Annotated in this window: 15 protein-coding genes; 10 read left to right on the top strand and 5 right to left on the bottom strand. The window is 72.3% G+C overall.

Annotation, left to right across the window (positions count from 1 at the left end; genetic code table 11):
- The 4 genes from OHA72_RS54455 to OHA72_RS54440 all read left to right on the top strand — a co-directional run bounded on the left by OHA72_RS54455 (position 1) and on the right by OHA72_RS54440 (position 5,680).
- A complete protein-coding gene (locus tag OHA72_RS54455; protein ID WP_327003978.1) occupies positions 1-714 on the top strand; it encodes a response regulator transcription factor in 714 nt (237 codons plus the stop codon).
- A complete protein-coding gene (locus tag OHA72_RS54450) occupies positions 711-2,024 on the top strand; it encodes a HAMP domain-containing sensor histidine kinase (RefSeq protein WP_327003977.1) in 1,314 nt (437 codons plus the stop codon). The genes OHA72_RS54455 and OHA72_RS54450 overlap by 4 nt, the downstream gene beginning before the upstream one ends.
- Positions 2,025-2,333: 309 nt before the next feature.
- A complete protein-coding gene (locus OHA72_RS54445) occupies positions 2,334-5,213 on the top strand; it encodes a tetratricopeptide repeat protein (protein ID WP_327003976.1) in 2,880 nt (959 codons plus the stop codon).
- Positions 5,214-5,242: 29 nt separating this feature from the next.
- A complete protein-coding gene (locus OHA72_RS54440; RefSeq protein WP_327003975.1) occupies positions 5,243-5,680 on the top strand; it encodes a DUF5990 family protein in 438 nt (145 codons plus the stop codon).
- Positions 5,681-5,702: 22 nt separating this feature from the next.
- Here OHA72_RS54440 and OHA72_RS54435 read toward each other — a convergent pair whose 3' ends face one another.
- From OHA72_RS54435 to OHA72_RS54425, 3 genes are read right to left on the bottom strand one after another with little or no spacing between them, the layout of a single operon-like run.
- Positions 5,703-6,683 carry an SDR family oxidoreductase gene (locus OHA72_RS54435; RefSeq protein WP_327003974.1) on the bottom strand — a complete coding sequence of 327 codons (981 nt, stop codon included), beginning with the start codon at positions 6,681-6,683 and terminating at the stop codon, positions 5,703-5,705.
- 1 nt (position 6,684) lies between these two features.
- Positions 6,685-7,122, bottom strand: coding sequence for a cold shock domain-containing protein (locus OHA72_RS54430; RefSeq protein ID WP_327003973.1), 438 nt, complete (start codon positions 7,120-7,122; stop codon positions 6,685-6,687).
- A gap of 48 nt (positions 7,123-7,170) precedes the next feature.
- Positions 7,171-8,517 (bottom strand): AMP-binding protein, encoded by a 1,347-nt coding sequence (locus OHA72_RS54425; RefSeq protein WP_327003972.1) that lies wholly within the window; start codon positions 8,515-8,517, stop codon positions 7,171-7,173.
- A 221-nt stretch (positions 8,518-8,738) separates the two neighbouring features.
- Between OHA72_RS54425 and chvE the strand changes: the two genes are divergently transcribed.
- From chvE to OHA72_RS54400, 5 genes are all read left to right on the top strand, one after another.
- Entirely contained in the window at positions 8,739-9,866 is a 1,128-nt protein-coding gene (chvE, locus tag OHA72_RS54420; protein WP_327003971.1) for a multiple monosaccharide ABC transporter substrate-binding protein, read from the top strand.
- A 2-nt stretch (positions 9,867-9,868) separates the two neighbouring features.
- A complete protein-coding gene (gene mmsA / locus OHA72_RS54415) occupies positions 9,869-11,410 on the top strand; it encodes a multiple monosaccharide ABC transporter ATP-binding protein (protein WP_327003970.1) in 1,542 nt (513 codons plus the stop codon).
- On the top strand, positions 11,407-12,630 hold the full coding sequence (mmsB, locus tag OHA72_RS54410) for a multiple monosaccharide ABC transporter permease (RefSeq protein WP_327003969.1): 1,224 nt from the start codon (positions 11,407-11,409) through the stop codon (positions 12,628-12,630). The genes mmsA and mmsB overlap by 4 nt, the downstream gene beginning before the upstream one ends.
- A 183-nt stretch (positions 12,631-12,813) precedes the next feature.
- Positions 12,814-13,440: a maleylpyruvate isomerase N-terminal domain-containing protein gene (locus OHA72_RS54405; RefSeq protein WP_327003968.1), complete on the top strand. Its 627-nt coding sequence runs from the start codon at positions 12,814-12,816 to the stop codon at positions 13,438-13,440.
- A 378-nt stretch (positions 13,441-13,818) separates the two neighbouring features.
- Positions 13,819-13,962, top strand: coding sequence for a hypothetical protein (locus tag OHA72_RS54400; protein WP_327003967.1), 144 nt, complete (start codon positions 13,819-13,821; stop codon positions 13,960-13,962).
- 53 nt (positions 13,963-14,015) lie between these two features.
- Here OHA72_RS54400 and OHA72_RS54395 read toward each other — a convergent pair whose 3' ends face one another.
- The gene (locus OHA72_RS54395; RefSeq protein ID WP_327003966.1) at positions 14,016-16,166 is read right to left on the bottom strand and encodes a discoidin domain-containing protein; all 2,151 of its coding nucleotides are present in this window, start codon (positions 16,164-16,166) and stop codon (positions 14,016-14,018) included.
- Positions 16,167-16,548: 382 nt separating this feature from the next.
- Here OHA72_RS54395 and OHA72_RS54390 point away from each other — a divergent pair, with 382 nt between their 5' ends.
- Positions 16,549-16,896 (top strand): hypothetical protein, encoded by a 348-nt coding sequence (locus OHA72_RS54390; protein ID WP_327003965.1) that lies wholly within the window; start codon positions 16,549-16,551, stop codon positions 16,894-16,896.
- A gap of 36 nt (positions 16,897-16,932) precedes the next feature.
- Here OHA72_RS54390 and OHA72_RS54385 read toward each other — a convergent pair whose 3' ends face one another.
- On the bottom strand, positions 16,933-19,164 hold the full coding sequence (locus tag OHA72_RS54385; RefSeq protein ID WP_442788432.1) for a rhamnogalacturonan lyase family protein: 2,232 nt from the start codon (positions 19,162-19,164) through the stop codon (positions 16,933-16,935).
- Positions 19,165-19,169 lie beyond the last annotated feature (5 nt).

Here is a 19,169-nt window from a genome sequence, read left to right as displayed (position 1 = left end):
ATGCCGCTGATCCTGCTCGTCGAGGACGACGTCGCCGTCTCCGGCGCCCTTTCGCGGGCGTTGACCGACGCCGGGCACGTCGTGCGTCCCGTCGGCAATGCCGGATCCGCGCTGCGGGTCATCGCGACCGACCCGCCGGACCTGGTCATCCTCGACCTCGGGCTGCCGGACATGGACGGCCTTGACGTGCTGCGGATGCTGCGCGGCATCTCCAACGCGCCGGTCATCGTCGCCACGGCACGGCGCTCGGAGCGTGACATCATCCGGCTGCTGGACGCCGGCGCCGACGACTACGTGACGAAGCCGTTCTCCAGCGCGCAGATGTCGGCGCGGATCAACGCGGTCCTGCGCCGCGGGCAGGGCACGCCCGGGCCGGCCACGGTGCCGGCGGGCGTGACGATCGGTGCGCTGCACGTCAACCCGCAGCAACGCTTCGCGTCGATCGGGGGCCGGCCGCTGCAGCTGACGAAGAAGGAGTTCGACCTGCTGGCGTTCCTGGCGCAGCGGGCCGGGCGGGTGGTGAGCCGGCGTGAGCTGCTGACCGAGGTGTGGCAGCGGCCGGACAGCTCCGGCGAGGACCAGACGATCGACGTGCACGTGTCGTGGCTGCGCCGCAAGCTCGGGGAGAGCGCGACGGCACCGCGGTATCTGCGCACGTTCCGTGGTGTCGGGGTCATGCTCGTCGACCCGGAACAGCCCCCCGCACAGCCATGAGGAACGCGCTCATGCGCCTGTCGTTCGCGATCACGTCGATGATCGCGCTGGCGTTCCTGGTGCCGCTGGCCTATGTCACCAAGGAGATCGCGCACGACCGGGCCCTGGCCGAGGCGCGCTATCAGGCCGACGCGATGGTGGCGGCGCTCGCGTCCACCTCCGGCAACGGATCGGGCGCCCTGGATCGGGCGGTGGCCACGGTACCGGCCGGGCAGAGCGGGCGGCTGGCCGTGCACCTGCTCGGCGAGCCGACCGTCGGCACCAGCCACGCCCCGGCGGTGGAGGTCGACAGGGCCGCCGCGCAGGGCCGGTCGCTGACCGTCGACGCACCCGGCGGCGTGGCGTACCTGCAGACCGTGGTCCTGGACGGCGACCGGACCGCGGTCGTGGAGGTGTACGTCTCCGACGCCGACCTCAGCCGGGGCGTCGGCGCGGCGTGGCTGGCCCTGGTCGGGCTCGCCGTCGTGCTCATCGGCGGCTCGACCCTGGTCGCGGACCGGCTCGGCGCGCAGATCGTGAAGTCCACGAAGCGGCTCGCCGACGGCGCGCGGGCGTTCGGCGACGGCGACCTGCACGCGCGGGTCGAGCCGGACGGCCCGCCGGAGCTGCGGGACGCGGCGCGCAGCTTCAACCGGATGGCGGACCAGATGGTCGCGTTCGCCGACGCCGAGCGCGAGCTCGCCGCGGACCTGTCGCACCGGCTGCGCACCCCGCTGACCGCGCTGCGCCTGGACGCCGACGCGATGCCGCCCGGCCCGATCGGGGAGCGGATGCGCCAGGCGTTCGACGCCCTCGACGACGAGATCGAGCAGATCATCACGACCGCGCGGCGGTCCGCGGCGGACCGGGTGCCGCAGAGCTCCGACCTGGTCGAGGTCGTCGCGGACCGGCTCGCGTTCTGGTCGGTGCTCGCCGAGGACCAGCAGCGCCCGTGGCGGGTCGTCGGCGGCCACGAGCCGGTGTGGGTGCCGGTCGCCGAGTCCGACCTGGTGTCCGCGGTGGACTGCATGCTCGGCAACGTCTTCCAGCACACCCCTGAGGGCGCCGGCTTCGAGGTGCACGTCTCCCCGCGCGGCCTCACCGTCGACGACGCGGGCCCCGGCATCGCGGACCCGGCGCGGGCGCTGCGCCGCGGCTCCAGCGGCGCCGGCTCCACCGGGCTGGGCCTGGACATCGTCCGCCGGGTCGCGGAGACCGCCGGCGGCCGTCTGGTCGTCGGGCGCAGCCCGCTGCGCGGCGCCCGGGTCGCGATCGTGCTGGAGCCGGTCGCGCTGGCGGCACCGCGCCCGCAACGCCGTGTCGTGCGCTGAAACCTGGTCATTCGGTCCTGCCGTCCTGGCGCCGGTCGCCCGAACACTCCCGCTGATCATCTTCGGGGGAGGAACCTTGCCGTTCAGGCTCACGCGCCGCTCAGCCATGCTCGGCGCCATCGCCGCCGCGACGGCCACCGCCGCCCGCGCCTGACCGCCGGCCGGAGGTCGGGCCCGCCGGGTGGTGGGTCGGGTCGTCGATGGATCGCCCGATCAGGTGACCGGCCAATGGCCGCCGGACACCGATGGGCCCTACGGTGATGCGGCAGTGTCCGGTGCGGCCGCCGGACGGCCGAGGAGGGCATCACCGTGATCGACGATGTTGCTGCGGGCGACAACGCCGGGCCCGACGTGGATGCCGTGGAGACCTTGGCCGCGTTCGCCGCGGCGTGCAACTCGCTGCGTGCCGATCGCTCCTATGCCGACCTGCGGCGAAACGCCTCGCCCGGGTCCTTGCCGTCATCGACGCTCAGCAACCTGATCAACGCCAGGTCGATCCCGACCCCGGAGACCCTGAGGACGTTTCTGAAGGCGTGCGGGCTCGGCGATGCGTCGCAGCAACCCTGGCTGTCGGCATTGGAGCGGGTCAGCACCGGCCACCAGGCCCGGCCGGCCGGGGCGGTCCGGGTCCGTGACGCCCGCCCGAGGCTCCTCGGCGTGCATGCCGCGATCCAGTTGCCCGACGTTGACGAACTGCCCCCGTACGTGCCCCGCGACCTGGACGCCGACCTGCGCACCGCCGTGACGGCCGCCGCGGCCGACGGCGGGTTCGTGCTGCTCGTCGGTGGCTCGTCCGTCGGCAAGACGCGTGCGCTGCTCGAGGCGATCCGGACGGTGCTGGCCGAGTGGTGGCTGGTGCATCCCGCCGATGCCGTCCGGATCGGTGCCCACGCCGCCGATCCGGCACCGCGGACGGTGCTGTGGCTGGACGAGCTGCAGCGGTATCTCAACCACGCGGCCAGAGTGCCGGTCGGTGTCATGCAGCAGCTCATCGCCGCTGGAACGGTGGTCGTCGCAACACTGTGGACGGACGAGTACGACATCCGGACCGTCCGCCCTGAGGCCGGCCAGCCCGACCCGTACGCCAACGACCGCGACGTGCTCAGGCTTGCCCATGTGGTCCGGGTGCCTGGGGCGTTCAGCACCACCGAACGCCGTCGCGGCGCCGTCCTCGCGCCGACCGATCGACGGATCCAGATCGCTCTGGAGACCGCCGATGCGGGCTTCACGCAGGTGCTGGCCGCCGGGCCCGAGCTCATCCAGCGATGGGAGCAGGCTCCGGACCGGCAGTGCTACGGCATGGCGGTCATCACCGCCGCGCTCGACGCCCGCCGTGTCGGCGCGCATCGGCCCGTGACCCGTGCATTTCTCGACGCCGCCGCCCCCGCCTATCTCACCCCGGACCGGCAGGCCACCGCCCCGCTCGACTGGCTCGACCAGGCCCTGGCATATGCGACGACCCGGGTGCTCGGCGCCGCCGCCTGTCTTGCCCCGGTGCCGGCCGGCATGGGTCAGACCGCCGGCTACGTCACCGCCGACTACCTGCATCAGCACGCCCGAAGCACCCGCCGCACCGTTGCCCTGCCCGACGCTGTGTGGCAGGCCCTCATCGCGCATCATCACCCCGATGACTGCGCCCGCATCGCGGGCAACGCCGAGCGCCGAGGCCGCCTCGACGACGCCATCACGCTCTACCACCGCGCCGCCATAGGCGACCGGTACCTCGTCCATCAGCTGGTGGACCTGCTGTTCGAGCGTGGTCGCGTCGATGAGGCGCTGCAGCTGCTGCGCGATCGTGCGGACGCCGGCGACCTGTACGCCGCCTACCGGCTGGCCGACGTGCTCACGAAGCTCAATCGCGTGGACGAGGCGCTGCACCTCGTCCGTGGCCGCGCCGATGTGGGTGACGCCGCCTACCGGCTGGTCGGCGTGCTGGTCGGACTGGATCGGGCGGAGGAGGCGCTGCAGCTGCTCCGCAGCCGCGCGGACGCCGGAGACGTGCATGCCGCCCGGCTGCTGGCCGACAGGCTGGTCCAGCAGGGGCGGGTCGGTGAGGCGTTGCAGCTGCTCCGCGACCGGGCGGACGGCGGCGACGGGTACGCGGCCAACCAGTTGATCGGTGTGCTGGGCAAGCTGGACCGGGTCGAGGAGGCGCTGCAGCTGCTCCGCAGGCGCGCGGAGTCGGGCGATCGGAACGCGGCCTACCGCCTGATCGACGTCCTGGTCGAGCAGGATCGCCTGGACGAGGCGCTGCAACTGCTGCGGGACCGTGCCGTCGCCGGCGATCGGAACGCGACCCACCAGCTGACCGACATGCTCATGCAGCGGGGGCGCACGGAGGAGGCGCTGCAGTTCCTCCGCGACCGTGCGGACGCCGGCGACGGGTACGCCGCCCGCATGCTGGGTGGCATGCTGGCCGGGCAGGGCCGTGTCGATGAGGCGCTGCGGCTGCTCCGCGGCCGTGCGGACGCCGGAGACGTGCAGGCCGCCGATCAGCTGGCCGACGTATTGGCCAAGACGGATCGGGTGGACGAGGCGCTGCGACTCCTCCGCGACCGTGCCGACGCCGGCGATCGCGGCGCCGTCCAGCAACTGGCCCGCCTGCTGATCCAGCGCGGCGGCCAGGAGCAGGCGGTGCGGCTGCTTCGCGATCGTGCGGATGCCGGTGACGGGTACGCCGCCCAGCAGCTGAGCGACCTGCTGAGGCAGCTGGGCCGCAAGGATGAGGCGCTGCAGCAGCTGCGCGACCGTGCCGCAGCGGGCGCGGAGAACGCCGCCCACCAGCTGGCCGACCTGCTGGCCGACCTCGGCCGTGCCGATGAGGCGGTGCAGCTGCTCCGCGACCGCGCCGAGGCCGGTGACCGCAGCGCCGCCTACCGGCTGGTCGACGTGCTGGTCGGCCAGGGCCGGGTGGATGAGGCGCTGCGGCTGCTGCGCGACCGGGCGGACGCCGGCGATCGGGATGCGCCCTACCGGCTGACCGATGTGCTGGTCGAGCAGGATCGCGTGGACGAGGCGCTGCAGCTGCTCCGCGACCGTGCCGACGCTGGTGATCGCAACGCCGCCTACCGGCTGGTCGACGTGCTGGTGAGGCTCGGCCGCCTCGACGACCTCGACGACGAGGTGGCCGCCGGTACACCGGAGGCGGCACGAGCCGTGTCGGAGGCGGCGAAAACGGGTGCCGTCTGACGCCGCCGCGGGTCAACTACAGTCGGGATGTGCTGATTCGGCTGGAGGGCAGCGACCTGCCGGGGCGGCGGCCGGGTGCGGTCGCCGACGGGCTGCGGCTGCACAACGTGCACGTCGGGGTGCAGCGCAAGGCCGAGGTGGTCGAGCGGATACCGGCCGACGCGGCGCAGGCGCGGTGGAGCTTCGAGGTGACCAGCCGCGAGGTGGACGGGCTGCTCGACGTCGGCGGGCCGTGGGTGCACGGCCGCCCGGGTGCGCGGTTCCTCTACCTCAGCTGGGGCGCGGTGGACGGCGACGGGTTCGCCATGTTCCGCCGGGCCAAGCTGATGTTCGGTGAGATCCCGACCGACGTGCTGCGTGCCGCGCACGAGGGCGCCGGCACCCTGGTCGGCCGGCTCGGGCTGACCGACGCCGCGGGGGAGCCGGCCTGCGCCCGGGTCCGCCCGGTCTGGACGGTGGAGGCGTGAGGCCGGCCTGCCCCTGGACCGGTCAGACGCGGTAGCGGGCGACCAGGTCGTCCATCACCTTGTCGAGGCGCTCGTCGATGACCTGGCGGGACGGGTCCTCGTCGAACCAGGCGACGATCTCCCGCGCCCCCGCGTGGAAGGGGATCGTGGCGACGTAGTCGGGGACGAGGGCGCGCAGCTTGCTGTTGTCGAAGACCATGGAGTGGGCCTTGTCGCCCAGGAGCCCCGCACCCCAATCGGGGTCGGCGGCGGCGATCGCGTCGGAGGGGACGTGCACGAGTTTCGCCTGCACACCCAGCGCGGCCGCCATGTGTTCGGCGATCTGGTTCCAGGTCAGGACGTCGTCGCTGGTGATCTGGAAGACGTCGCCGATGGCGCGCGGGTGGCCGAGCAGGGGCACGAAGCCCTTGGCGAAGTCCTCGTGGTGGGTGAGGGTCCACAGGGACGTGCCGTCGCCGTGGATGACCACCTCGCGGCCCTGGCGCATGCGGGCCATGGCCGTCCAGCCGCCGTCGAACGGGACCAGGGTGCGGTCGTAGGTGTGGGACGGGCGCACGATCGTGGCCGGGAAACCCTTGTCCCGGTACACCTGGACGAGCAGGTCCTCACAGGCGATCTTGTCGCGGCTGTACTGCCAGAACGGGTTGCGCAGCGGTGAGGACTCCACCACGGGCAGCCGGGCCGGCGGGGTCTGGTAGGCCGACGCGGAGCTGATGAACACGTATTGACCGGTGCGGCCGCGGAACAGCTCGAGGTCCGTGTGCACGTGCTCGGGGGTGAAGGCGACCCAGTCGACCACCGCGTCGAACGTGTGCCCGGCCAGCGCGGAGCGGGCCGACTCAGGGTCGCGGATGTCGCCGCGCAGGACGGTGACGCCGTCGGGGAGCGGCCGGGTGGTGCTGGAGCCGCGGTTGAGCACGTGCAGGTCGATGCCGCGCTGCACGGCCAGGCTGGTGCAGGCGGAGCTGATGATGCCGCTGCCGCCGATGAACAGGACCTTCAACTCAGCTCTCCACCCATCCGTGTGTGCGCGCGAAGCTGACCAGGTGCTGCCGGGCCTGCGCGATCTGGCTGCCGGTCAGCGACGGGACGTGCTGGATGAGCAGCTCGGTCACCTCGGCGGAGAACTCGCGGCTGCTCAGCACGTCGCAGAGGCCGTCGTCGTCGCCGGGCTCGGCGTCCTCGTCGGCGTCGTGCGCGGGCCGGACGGGCCGCGCGTGCTCCCGGCGGGCCGGGGCGTCCAGGATGCGCACGGTGGCGACCTTCAGCCCCCGCTCGCCCTCCTCGACCTCGTATTCGACGCGCATCCCCGGATGCACCAGGTGCCGCTGCTCACCGAAGTCGTTGGCGTGGACGAACACGTCCTCGCCTCCCGCGTTGGGCGCGATGAACCCGTAACCACGCACCTCGTCGAACCGCAGGATCCTGCCTGTCTCCACCACGACCACCACCAGCCATCGAACCGGCCCGCGTCCGCTGGGTCCGGCACATCAGAGCATAGGACTCCCGAGGCGCTTCTTCTGCACCTTGCCCATGGCGTTGCGCGGCAGGGCGTCGACCAGGTGGACGACGCGGGGGCGCTTGTGGACCGACAGGTGGCGGGCGACGAAGTCCACGAGCTCGCGCTCGCCGACGCCCTCGGCCGCGACGACGTAGGCGGTGACGGCCTCGCCGAGGTCCGCGTGCGGGGTGCCGATCACCGCCGCCTCCAGGACCGCGGGGTGGGCCAGCAGCGCGTCCTCGACCTCACCCGCGCCGATGCGGTAACCGCCGGACTTGATGAGGTCGGTGGAGGCGCGCCCGACGATGCGGTGCCAGCCGTCGGGGTCCTTGCGGGCGATGTCGCCGGTGCGGAACCAGCCGTCGGTGAGCTCGGCGGGCTGATGCACGTATCCCCGCAGCAGCATCGGGCCGCGCACCCAGAGCTCGCCGATGGCGCCGTCCTCGGCGTCGACGCGGGTCTGCACGCCGCGGACGGGGAAGCCGACGTGGCCGGCGCGGCGCGGGCCGTCGGCGCGGCTACTGATCGTGATCAGGGTTTCGGTCATCCCGTAGCGTTCGACGGCCCGGTGGCCGGTCAGCGCGTGGAGCCGCTCGAAGACGGGCACGGGCAGCGCGGCACTGCCGGAGACGAGCAGCCGGGCGCGGGACAGGGCACGGGCGGCGGCGGGCTGGGCGCAGACCCGCGACCACACGGTCGGCACCCCGAAGTAGAGGGTCCCACCGGCGGCCGCATAACGCTCCGGTTGCGGTTTTCCCGTGTGTACGAGTGGCGAGCCGGCCCGCACGGCACCCAGCACACCGAGGACCAGGCCGTGGACGTGGAACAGTGGCAGCCCGTGCACGAGCCGGTCCTCGGGGGTCCAGTCCCAGGCGTCGGCGACCGCGTCGACCCCGGCCTCGACGGACGCGTGGGTGTGCACGACGCCCTTGGGCGCGCCGGTGGTGCCGGACGTGTACATGATGAGCGCCGCGTCCCCGGGTGCCGGCGCGGGGTGAGTGCTCGACGACCGGCGGGTGACGTCGATCGGGGCCGTGCCGGGGCCCAGCACGAGCTGTGCGCCCGAGTCGCGCAGGATGTGCTCACGCTCGGCCGGGCCGGCGTCGGCGGGCACCGGCACCACCGCGGCGCCGCCGAGCAGCCCGCCGAGCACCGCCACGACCGTCTCCAGGGTCGGGGTCGCGTCGACGGCGACGGCGGTCGCGCCGCGCACGTCATCGGCGACGGCGAGAGCGGCGCCGAGCAGGGCCTCGGCGGACAGTGACCGTCCCGCGACGGTTACCGCGTCGGGCCGGTCGGCGGATCCCGGGCCGGTGATGCCGGCGATCAGGCGCATGGCAGCATCCTCCCATTTCGTGATGTGGCACCGTCTTGACACCTCCTTTTGTGAGCGTTAACACTGTCCCGAGCAACACCCCCGCCATAGGCCTGAAACGTTTCCCGGCGTTCAAGCCGCCACATGACCCAGACACCCGAAGATTTCTGCCAGGACCGTTGATAACGCTCACATGCGCGTCACCGGTTGCTGCACCCTGCGCACAGGTGGAGGACACCCCCATGAAGTTCCCCAGAGCACTGGCCGTCGGCCTCGGCCTCGCCGTGGCGCTCAGCGTCACCGCGTGCGGTTCGTCCGAGAAGACCGCCGACAAGGATGCCGGAGCGTCCGCGGGCGCGGGCAGCCTCATCGGCGTGACCATGCCGACGAAGTCCTCCGAGCGGTGGATCGCCGACGGCAACAACGTCAAGGCGGCCCTTGAGAAGCTCGGGTACAAGGTCGACCTCCAGTACGCGGAGAACGACATCCCGACGCAGGTGAACCAGATCGAGAACCAGATCACCAAGGGCGCGAAGCTGCTCATCGTCGCCTCGATCGACGGTACGGCCATCACCACGCAGCTGCAGCAGGCGGCGGACAAGAAGATCCCGGTCATCGCCTACGACCGGTTGATCCGTAACTCGCCCAACGTCGACTACTACGCGACCTTCGACAACTACAAGGTCGGCGTGCAGCAGGCCACGTCGCTGCTGGTCGGCCTCGGCCTGAAGAAGGAGGACGGCACCGACGGCACCGCCACCGGCCCGTTCAACATCGAGCTGTTCGCAGGTTCGCCGGACGACAACAACGCCACGTTCTTCTTCAACGGCGCGATGGCGACGCTCAAGCCGTACATCGACAAGGGCACGCTCGTCGTGAAGTCCACCCAGACCGACTTCAAGACCGTCGCGATCCTGCGCTGGGACCCCGCCACGGCGCAGAAGCGCATGGAGGACATCATCACCAAGACCTACGTCGGCGGCACCAAGGTCCAGGGCGTGCTCTCCCCGTACGACGGCCTGTCGATCGGCATCCTGTCGGCGCTGAAGAGCAGCGGCTACGGCACGGCCGGCCAGCCCTACCCGATCGTCACCGGCCAGGACGCGGAGAAGGCGTCGGTCAAGTCGATCATCGCCGGTGAGCAGTACGCGACGATCTACAAGGACACCCGCAAGCTCGCCGACGTCACCGTCAAGATGGCCGACGCGGTGCTCAAGGGCGGCAAGCCGGAGACCAACAACACCAAGGACTACGACAACGGCGTGAAGGTCGTCCCGTCGTACCTGCTCGAGCCGGTCATCGTCTACAAGAGCAACTACAAGGCGGTCCTCGTGGACTCGGGCTACTACGCCGAGAGCGACCTCAAGTAATCATGAACGACGTAATTCTGCGGATGCGCGGCATCACCAAGACCTTTCCCGGCGTTGCCGCGCTGCAGGATGTGAACCTCGAGGTGCGCCGCGGGGAGATCCACGCGATCTGCGGTGAGAACGGCGCCGGGAAGTCGACCCTCATGAAGGTGCTGTCCGGGGTGTACCCGCACGGCTCCTACACCGGTGAGATCGAGTTCGACGGGGAGCCCTGCCACTTCGGCGGGATCCGCGACAGCGAGCGGCGCGGCATCGTCATCATCCACCAGGAGCTGGCGCTCATCCCGCACCTGTCGATCGCGGAGAACATCTTCCTCGGCAACGAGCGGGTCCACCGCGGGCTGATCGACTGGAACCGCACCAACGCCGACGCCGGCGCGCTCCTGCGCCGGGTCGGCCTGCGGGACAACCCGGTCACCCCCGCGATGGACCTCGGCGTCGGCAAGCAGCAGCTGGTCGAGATCGCCAAGGCGCTGTCGAAGGAGGTCAGCCTCCTCATCCTCGACGAGCCGACCGCGGCGCTCAACGAGTCGGACTCCCGGCACCTGCTCGACCTGCTGCTGGAGTTCCGGGAGCGGGGGATCACCTGCGTGATCATCTCGCACAAGCTCAACGAGATCGAGGCGGTCGCCGACACCACCACGATCCTGCGCGACGGCCGCACCATCGAGACCCTCGACATGCGCGGCAAGGACGTGTCGGAGGACCGGATCATCTCCGGCATGGTCGGCCGGGACCTGGAGCACCGCTTCCCGCCGCACGAGTCCTCGATCGGTGAGGAGGCGCTGCGGATCGAGGACTGGACGGTGCGGAGCCCGACGCAGCACGGCCGGATCGTCGTCGACCGGGCGCACCTGTCCGTGCGCCGCGGCGAGATCGTGGGGCTGGCCGGGCTGATGGGCGCCGGGCGCACCGAGCTCGCGATGAGCGTCTTCGGCCGCAGCTACGGCATCGGCATCACCGGCCAGGTGTACAAGGACGGCGTTCCGGTGGAGCTGCGGACCGTCGGCGACGCGATCGCGCACGGCATCGCGTACGCCACCGAGGACCGCAAACGTTACGGCCTCAACCTCATCGAGGACATCCAGCGCAACGTCTCCGGTGCCGCGCTGTCCCGCATCGCCCGGGGCGGCTGGGTGGACGACAACCGCGAGTTCCAGGTCGCCGAGGAATACCGGCACAGCCTCAACATCAAGGCACCCGGCGTCGGCTCGGTCACCGGCACGCTCAGCGGCGGCAACCAGCAGAAGGTCGTCCTCGCCAAATGGATCTTCACCAACCCTGACGTGCTGATCCTCGACGAGCCGACCCGCGGCATCGACATCGGCGCCAAGTACGAGATCTACACGATCATCAACCGGCTCGCCGATGAGGGCAAGGCGATCCTCGTCATCTCCTCCGAGCTGCCGGAGCTGCTCGGCATCTGCGACCGCATCTACGCCCTGTCGGCGGGCCGGGTCACCGGACAGCTGTCCCGCGCCGACGCGACCCCCGAGCGCCTCATGCAGCTCATGACGGCTCGTTCAGCTAAGGAGTTCTCATGACGACGATCGTGGAGGTCGAGACCGATCCCGTGGTCGCGGCGCCGACCAGGTTCTCGGTCAACCTGCGCCAGAGCGGCATCTACATCGCGTTCGCCGCGATCGTGGTCCTGTTCGAGATCCTCACGTCCGGCGCGCTGCTGGAGCCGCAGAACATCTCGAACATCGTCGTGCAGAACTCCTACATCCTGATCCTCGCCATCGGCATGATCCTGATCATCATCGCCGGGCACATCGACCTGTCCGCGGGCTCCGTCGTCGCCGTCACGGGCGCCGTCGCCGCGGTCCTCATGGTCGACCTCGACGTGCCGTGGCCCTTGGCGATCCTGGCGACGCTCGTCGTCGGCGCGCTCATCGGCGCCTGGCAGGGCTTCTGGATCGCGTACTTCGGCATCCCCGCGTTCATCGTGACCCTCGCCGGCATGCTCGTGTTCCGGGCCCTCACCATGACGGTCCTGGGCAACCAGGGCATCGGGCCGTTCCCCGACGACGTGCGTACCCTCGCCAACGGCTTCACCCCCGGCTTCCTCAACAACGTCGGCCTGGGCGTGCTCGGCGGCGCGGATCTCTTCACGCTGCTCGTCGGCCTCGCCGCCGTCGCCGGCATCGTCGTCGTGCAGTGGCGGGCCCGCCGCGCCCGCATCGGCTACGGCCAGGCCGTCGACACACCGCTGGTCTTCGGCCTGAAGATCGCCGGTGCCGCGGTCGTCCTCATGTTCATCATCGTGCAGCTGGCCCGCTTCAAGAACCTGCCCTGGGTGCTGGTCCTGCTCGCCGCGCTGGTCCTCGCCTACACCCTGATCAGCCAGCGCACCGTCTTCGGCCGCCACATCTACGCCGTCGGCGGCAACCTGCAGGCCGCAGGCCTGTCCGGGGTGAAGGTCAAGTCGGTCACCTTCTGGATCTTCGTCAACATGGGCCTGCTGGCCTCGGTCGCCGGCATCATCTTCGCCGGCCGCCTCAACCAGGCCGGCCCGACCGCCGGCAACGCCTTCGAACTCGACGCGATCGCCGCGGCGTTCATCGGCGGCGCCGCCGTGCAGGGCGGCGTCGGCAAGGTCGTCGGCGCCATCACCGGCGGCCTCATCATGGCCGTCATCAACAACGGCATGTCGCTCATCGGCTCACCCAGCGAACGCGTCATGCTGGTCAAGGGCCTGGTCCTGCTGGCCGCGGTCGCCTTCGACGTGTGGGCGAAGCGCCGCGCCGGCCGCTCACGCTGACCCTCCATCGGATGGTTGGCTGCCGGGTCACGGGCTGGGCGGGCCGTTGACCCGGCAGAGATGGGTGAAGCCCAGGGGTTTGCTGACGCCCCTGGGCTTCACACCCGCTCCTGTGCTCTGCGGTATCCGGGTGACATCGCCACGGGGTCGCGGCCGACGTCCTGCGCCGCATAGGGTCGGCCGATGATCCGATCCGCCTTCCTGGACTCCGCGCAGAGCGCAGCGGCACTGCTGCGGGAGCCCGCCGTCGCCGCGCGCTGGTCAACGCCGAGCACGCTGCCCGGCTTCTCCGTCGGCGGCCTGGCCCGTCACCTCGCCAACCAGGTCACCCGCACGGTCACGGCGCTGGCCGCCCCGCCCGGCACGTCGGCGATCCCGGTGATGGACCACTTCACCGGCGCCGGCTGGGTGAACTCCGGCGCGGACAGCGCCGACAACACCGCCATCCTGGAGCGCAGCGAGACGGCCGCCGCGCAGACCACCGCCGCCGACCTCGCCGCCGAGGTCGACGCGGCCCTGGCCGAGCTGAGCACCATGGTGCCGGCCCAGCACGCCGAGCGCGTCGTCGACCTGGGAAGATGGGGACTCCTCGTCGACGACTTCCTGCTGACCAGGGTCCTCGAACTGGTCGTGCACACCGACGACCTCGCGGTCAGCCTGGACCTGCCGACGCCGGACCTGCCCGCCGCCGCGACCGGGGCGACGATCGACCTGCTCGGCCGGCTCGCTGCCTGGCGGCACGGCCCACTGCCCGTGGTGCGCGCCCTCGCCCGCCGCGAACGCGCCCCCGACTCGATCGCGGCTCTCTGACCAGGTCCGCGCCCTTGCACCGGCCGTGCGCGCGGGTCACGTCGACGAACTTGGCGAAGCGGTAGTCACGTCGGCGCCTGGACCCCCGGCGTGTTCACCCGTTGTCGAGGCACCCGCCGCGGCGACCGTCGTCAGGATGGCCCGGCGTACGGTGCCCAGTATCGGGCCGGTGCTCGGCGCGCAGGATCGGGCGGCGTGCGGTGCCCAGTATCGGGCCGGTGCTCGGCGCGCAGGATCGGGCGGCGTGCGGTGCCCGGCACGGGCCGGTGCTCGGCGCGCAGGATCGTGCGGCGTGCGGCGTGCGGCGTGCGGCGTGCGGCGTGCGGCGTGCGGCGTGCGGCGTGCGGCGTGCGGCGTGCGGCGTGTGGCATCGGGCCGGTGCTCGGCGCGCAGGATTGCCCGGCGTGCGGTGCCCGGCACGGGCCGGTGCTCGGCGCGGTCGCCGCGGCCAGGTCGACCGAGGCGATCGCCGTGCCCGCCACCCGCTACGACCGCCGCAAGTCCGGCCTCACCGCGCCGTGAACGGCACCGCGGACGAAGGCACGACCGCAGACGGAGACAGTGCCACAGAAGGCTCAGCCGCGGTACAGCTCCACCGAGGACAGCTGTCCCGCCGGCTGGACCGTGTTCGACGAGATGACGATGCGGATGTAGCGGTGCTCGCCTGAGCTGACGCTGATGGTGGCGCGCTGGCCGTTGCCGGCGTCGAAGCGGCACGAGGCACTCGTGAGACTGGTGAAGTTGGCGCCGTCGATGCTGCCCTGGACCGTGACGTTCTGCGTCCTGGCGGGCCAGGCTCCGGACGGGGGCAGGCGCAGCACGACGCGGCGGACGGCGACCGGGGCGCCGAGGTCGACCTGGACCCATTGGGGCAGGGCGTTGTTGCGGCTCTCCCAGTAGCTCATCGGGTCGCCGTCGGTGACGCGGCCGGAGCCGTACACCTCGGTGTGGCTGCTCTCCGACGTCGGCCGCCCGCGCGCGACGTCGGTGGCGGTGTCCAGCGGCAACGGCGGGGTGCTCGCCGCCGACGAGGGCGCACCTGGGCTCCCCGACACCGACGCCAGCGCCGAGGCGCTGGCCTTCACCGACGCCGACACGCTGGCCTTCGGCGAGGCGCTCCCGCTCGCGGCGGACGCCGACGGCGCCGGGCTGCCGGCCGCGACGCCGGCCCCGGGGACCGCCGCGGTCTGCGGATCGGTGCCGCCCGCGAGGCCGGCGCCGTCACCGCCACGCGGCCAGAACAGGACCGCCCCCGCCACCGCCACCAGCAGGACGACCACGGCCGCGGCCAGCAGCGTCAGCCCGTTGCGCGCCCGGCGAACCGCACTGGGCGGCTCCGGCGCCTCCGGCTCGAGCGGCATGGGCAGCAGCTCGCAGCGCTGGAACTCACGCGCCTGCCCGCTGACCACGCCGGCGCCCGGGTGCCGCTCGGCGAGCTCCCGCTCGGCTGCCCCGCCCCACGCGGACGACTTGCCCTCGACGACCAGGTCGACGGCGGCCGGGATGTCGGTCAACAACGCGGTGAACATCGCCGACAGCGGCGGCCACACCAGGTCGTCGATGACCTCACCGGCACTGCCGACAACGACCCGATAGACCCCGGCCCGCTCCTCCTGCGCCGGCAGAGTGCCGCCGCCACGGTGACCCCCCACACCACCGGGCCACCCCGCGCCGACGCCCGCGCCGCTGTTGCCGCCCGCGCTGGTGACAGTGGCCGCCCCGTTGTTGCCGCCCGCGCCGGTGGCGATGGCCGTGCCGTTGTCGCTGCCCGCGCCGGTGGCGATGGCTGCGTCTGTGGTGGCGTTGCCGGCGTTGGTGATGTGCGTGCCGCTGCTGGCCGGGCTTGCGTCACGCGCGTCGCCGCGGATGCCCACCTCGCTGTTGGTGCCCGCGCCGCCGCCGATGCCCTGGCCGATGCTCTGGCCGATGCCTGCCCCGCTGTTGGTGCCCGCGCCGCTGCCGGTGCCCCGGCCGATGCCCTGGCCGGTGGCGATGTCCGTGCTGGTGGCGGTGCCCCGGCCGATGCCCTGGCCGGTGGCGATGTCCGTGCTGGTGGCGATGCCATAGCTGGTGGCGGTGTCCGCGCGGGTGGCCGTGGGGCTGTCCGTGGTGAAGCGCGTGCCGACGGCGGCAGTGGCGCCGAGCCCGCCCGTGCCGTCGCCGATGCCTGTGTCGTCACCAACCCTGCCATGGCCGAAACCAACCCCGGCCAGCCCAGCACCGGTCCCGGTCAAACCGGATCCGGACCCGGCCTCACCATCGGTGCGGGCGTCACCGACAGTGGCCGTGTCGGCGCGCGTGGAAGCAGCGGCACCGCTGGGCGATGGGTCGGAGACGACAGTGACCGCGTCGGCGTGCGTGGAAGCGATGGCTCCGCTGGGCGGTGGGTTGGGGACGAGGACGCCCGGCACTGTCACCGTGAATGACAGGGAACGGGTGCTGTCGAACGGGTCCGGCAGGGAGGCGCGGCCCTTCGCCGGGGGTGGGGGAGGGCCTGGGAGCGCGTGGATGCCGCCGCCGCTCAGCCGCACCTGCCAGCCCATGTCCATCGCATAGGTGGCGGGGTCGATGAGGCGCAGGGACGTGTGCGGCGGGGAGGACGCGATGACCTCCTCGGCGCCGTCCGGGGTGAGGCGCAGCAGCCAGGCCGGCTCGGACCAGACGGGGCGGCGGTGGGCGTCGAGGGCGAAGACCGTGATCGGCCCGGCGGGCGGGTGCAGCGGCACGCCGTTGACCAGGTGGACCGGCTCGCCGAGGCGGCGGGCGGCGGCAGCGGCGATCGGACGGCCCGCGCCTTGGCCGGCGGCGAGGGGACGAGGTCGGCGACGCGGCGGACCCTGGTCGGCAGGGCGGCCATGGCGAGCGCGAGCAGGTCGTCGGTGAGGGTGGGGTCGAGCAGCAGGCGGGGGCGCTCGGGGTCGACGGCGACGGCGAACTCGACGCCGTCGAAGGCAGCCGCGGCGCCGACCGGGCCGGGGACAGCAGCCACCCGGCGGGGACGGGCTGGGCGATGACCGTGGCCGGCCACTGCGTCGACGGTGGCACGAGGTCCTGCCAGCCGGGGGCGGGCCAGCGCGGGCCGAGCGGCTCGGCGGGGCGGCCGGGGCGGTGCCGCCACCAGCCCCCGGCGACGTCGGTGGTGACGAGGATGCCGCCGGGCGTCTGGATGACGGGGCCGTCGGGCGCGACCACGGGCCGGTCGAGGGCGACGGCCAGGGCGGCGCCGAGCGGGCCGGCGGCGAGCAGCAGGACGCTGTCGCCGCCGAGCCCGGCCAGCACAGGCTCGGCGAGGTCGCCGGCGGTCACCTCGAGGTCGGGGGCGACCAGCACGGCCAGCCACCCGTCGGGCACCACCGGCAGCATCGGCACGTCGCCGGCGAGCAGACAGTGATCCACCCTGCGGGTGAAACCAGCGCTCGCCGACGTCATGCGCAACAACCTACCGCCCCCGTATGACAGTTCCGAGTCCGCAGAGACCCGGCAAACGGGGACCTACCGGACGTAGATGAGCGGCGCCGGTGGGGTCGACATGCCGCTGCCGATGAAGTACGACGGATGCGGCGGCTGGTTGTAGGCGGTGTTCTGCCAGGCGATGGCGCACCGGTACTGCGGATCGTGCATCAGCGTGAACAGCCGCGTCGACGTCGGGTCGGGCGTGCTGTAGATGCGCAGCGCGGTGTTGTCCGAGGTCGGCCAGACGACCTCCTCGCGCCAGTCGCCGAGGATGTCGCCGGACAGCGACGGCGTGGACTTGGTGCCGTTGTTGGAGTGCACCCCGGAGGCGGTCAGCAGGCGGGTGTCGCCGGAGGTGCCGTACTTGTCGACGTGGGTGCCGTCCAGCAGCTCCCGGGTGGTGTCGCCGTCCCACCAGGCGAGGAAGTTCGTCGACCCGGGCTTGCGGGAGGACACGACGACCCCGCGGGGGCTGCGCACGCCGTCGGCGGCCGAGGACCACGACTCGGCGCCCGCGCTGCCGGCCCAGATGTCGCCGGACACGCCGCGGCCGTTGTCGCCGTTGGCGGGCGTGCTCCACAGGATCTGCCCGGTGCGGGCGTCGGCCATCCACGACGACGGCTTGCTGCCGTCCTCGTCGACCTTGAACTCCTCCAGGCCGGCGCGGGACGGGTCGAGGTCCCCGACGTGCATCGCGTCGCCGTGGCCGTTGCCGGTGTTCCACAGCTTGGCGCCGTTGTCGTCGACGGTCATCGAGCCGTACACGATCTCGTCGCGGCCGTCGAGGTCGACGTCGGCGACGGAGAGCTGGTGGTTGCCCTGCCCGGCGTAGGCGCTGTTGCCCGAGCTGTTGCTGTCGAACGTCCAGCGCCGGGTCAGCGTCCCGTTGCGGAAGTCCCAGGCGACGATGACCGAGCGGGTGTAGTACCCCCGCGCCATGATCAGCGACGGGCGCTGGCCGTCCAGATACGCGGTGCCGGCCAGGAAACGGTCGACCCGGTTGCCGTAGCTGTCGCCCCACGACGACACGGTGCCACGCGGCGGCACGTAGTCCACTGTGGACATCGCCGCGCCGGTGAGGCCGTTGAACATGGTGAGGTACTCGGGGCCGCTGAGCACGTAGCCGGAGCTGTTGCGGTAGTCGGCCGACGCGCTGCCGATGACGCGGCCCGTGCCGTCGACGGTGGCGTCCGCGGTCTTCATGGCGACCTCGGCGCGCCCGTCGCCGTCGTAGTCGTACACCTGGAACTGCGTGTAGTGCGCACCGGCGCGGATGTTGCGGCCGAGGTTGATGCGCCACAGCCGCTGGCCGTCGAGGCGGTAGGCGTCCACGTACACCACGCCGGTGACACCCGACTGGGAGTTGTCCTTGGCGTCGGCGGGGTCCCATTTCAGCACGATCTCGTAGCGGCCGTCGCCGTCCAGGTCGCCGACCGAGGCGTCGTTGGCGGTGTACCCGGAGCCGGGCGAGGAGATCGGCACGTCGAGGTAGCCCCCGCCGGTGAAGCGCAGCGACGCCCCGGAAGCGGCCTGCTCCACGCCACCGACGACCGCCCGCACGGTGTAGGACGCGTCGGCGGCGGCGCCGGAGTCCAGATAGTTCGTGGAGGCGGTGACCGTCGCGACGCGGGTGCCGCCGCGGTACAGGTTGAAGGCCGTCGCCAGCGCCTCGGTCCCGAGCAGCCGCCAGGAGACGAGGTTGCCGCTGCCGGAGCGGACCGAGATGAGCCCGCGGTCCAGGTCCTCCATCTGCTTGGCGTTGCCCGAGGGAGGGGGAGGAGTGGAAGTGGAGGCGGACGGCGACGCAGAGGCGGACGGCGACGCGGAGGTGGGCGGCGACGAGGACGAGGCGGCGCCGGTACACGTGACGCCGTTGAGCGCGAAGGACGTGGGCGACGGGTTGCTCCCGGTCCATGATCCGTTGAACCCGAACGACACGGTGGCCCCGGTGGCGATGGAGGCGTTGTAACCGGCGTCCGTGGCCCGGGCCTGGCCGCCGCTGGAGGTGACGGTCGCGTTCCACGCCTGGGTGACGCCCTGCCCGGCCGGGAACGCCCACGTGAGGGCCCAGCCGTTGACGGGGTCGCCGAGGTTCGTCACGTCGACGTTGGCACCGAAGCCGCCCTGCCATTCATTGGTCACGGTGTACGTGACCCGGCAGCCGGATGCGGCCGCCGATGCGACGGTCACGCCGACCGCGGCGACGGCGACGACGGCCGCACCGACCGCGACGGAGGCGACGATCCGCCGCCGATGGTGGAAGTACCGCACGATCC

Source organism: Dactylosporangium sp. NBC_01737, assembly GCF_035963215.1.
GTDB lineage: Bacteria > Actinomycetota > Actinomycetes > Mycobacteriales > Micromonosporaceae > Dactylosporangium.
This window is presented reverse-complemented; position numbering and strand designations above follow the sequence as displayed.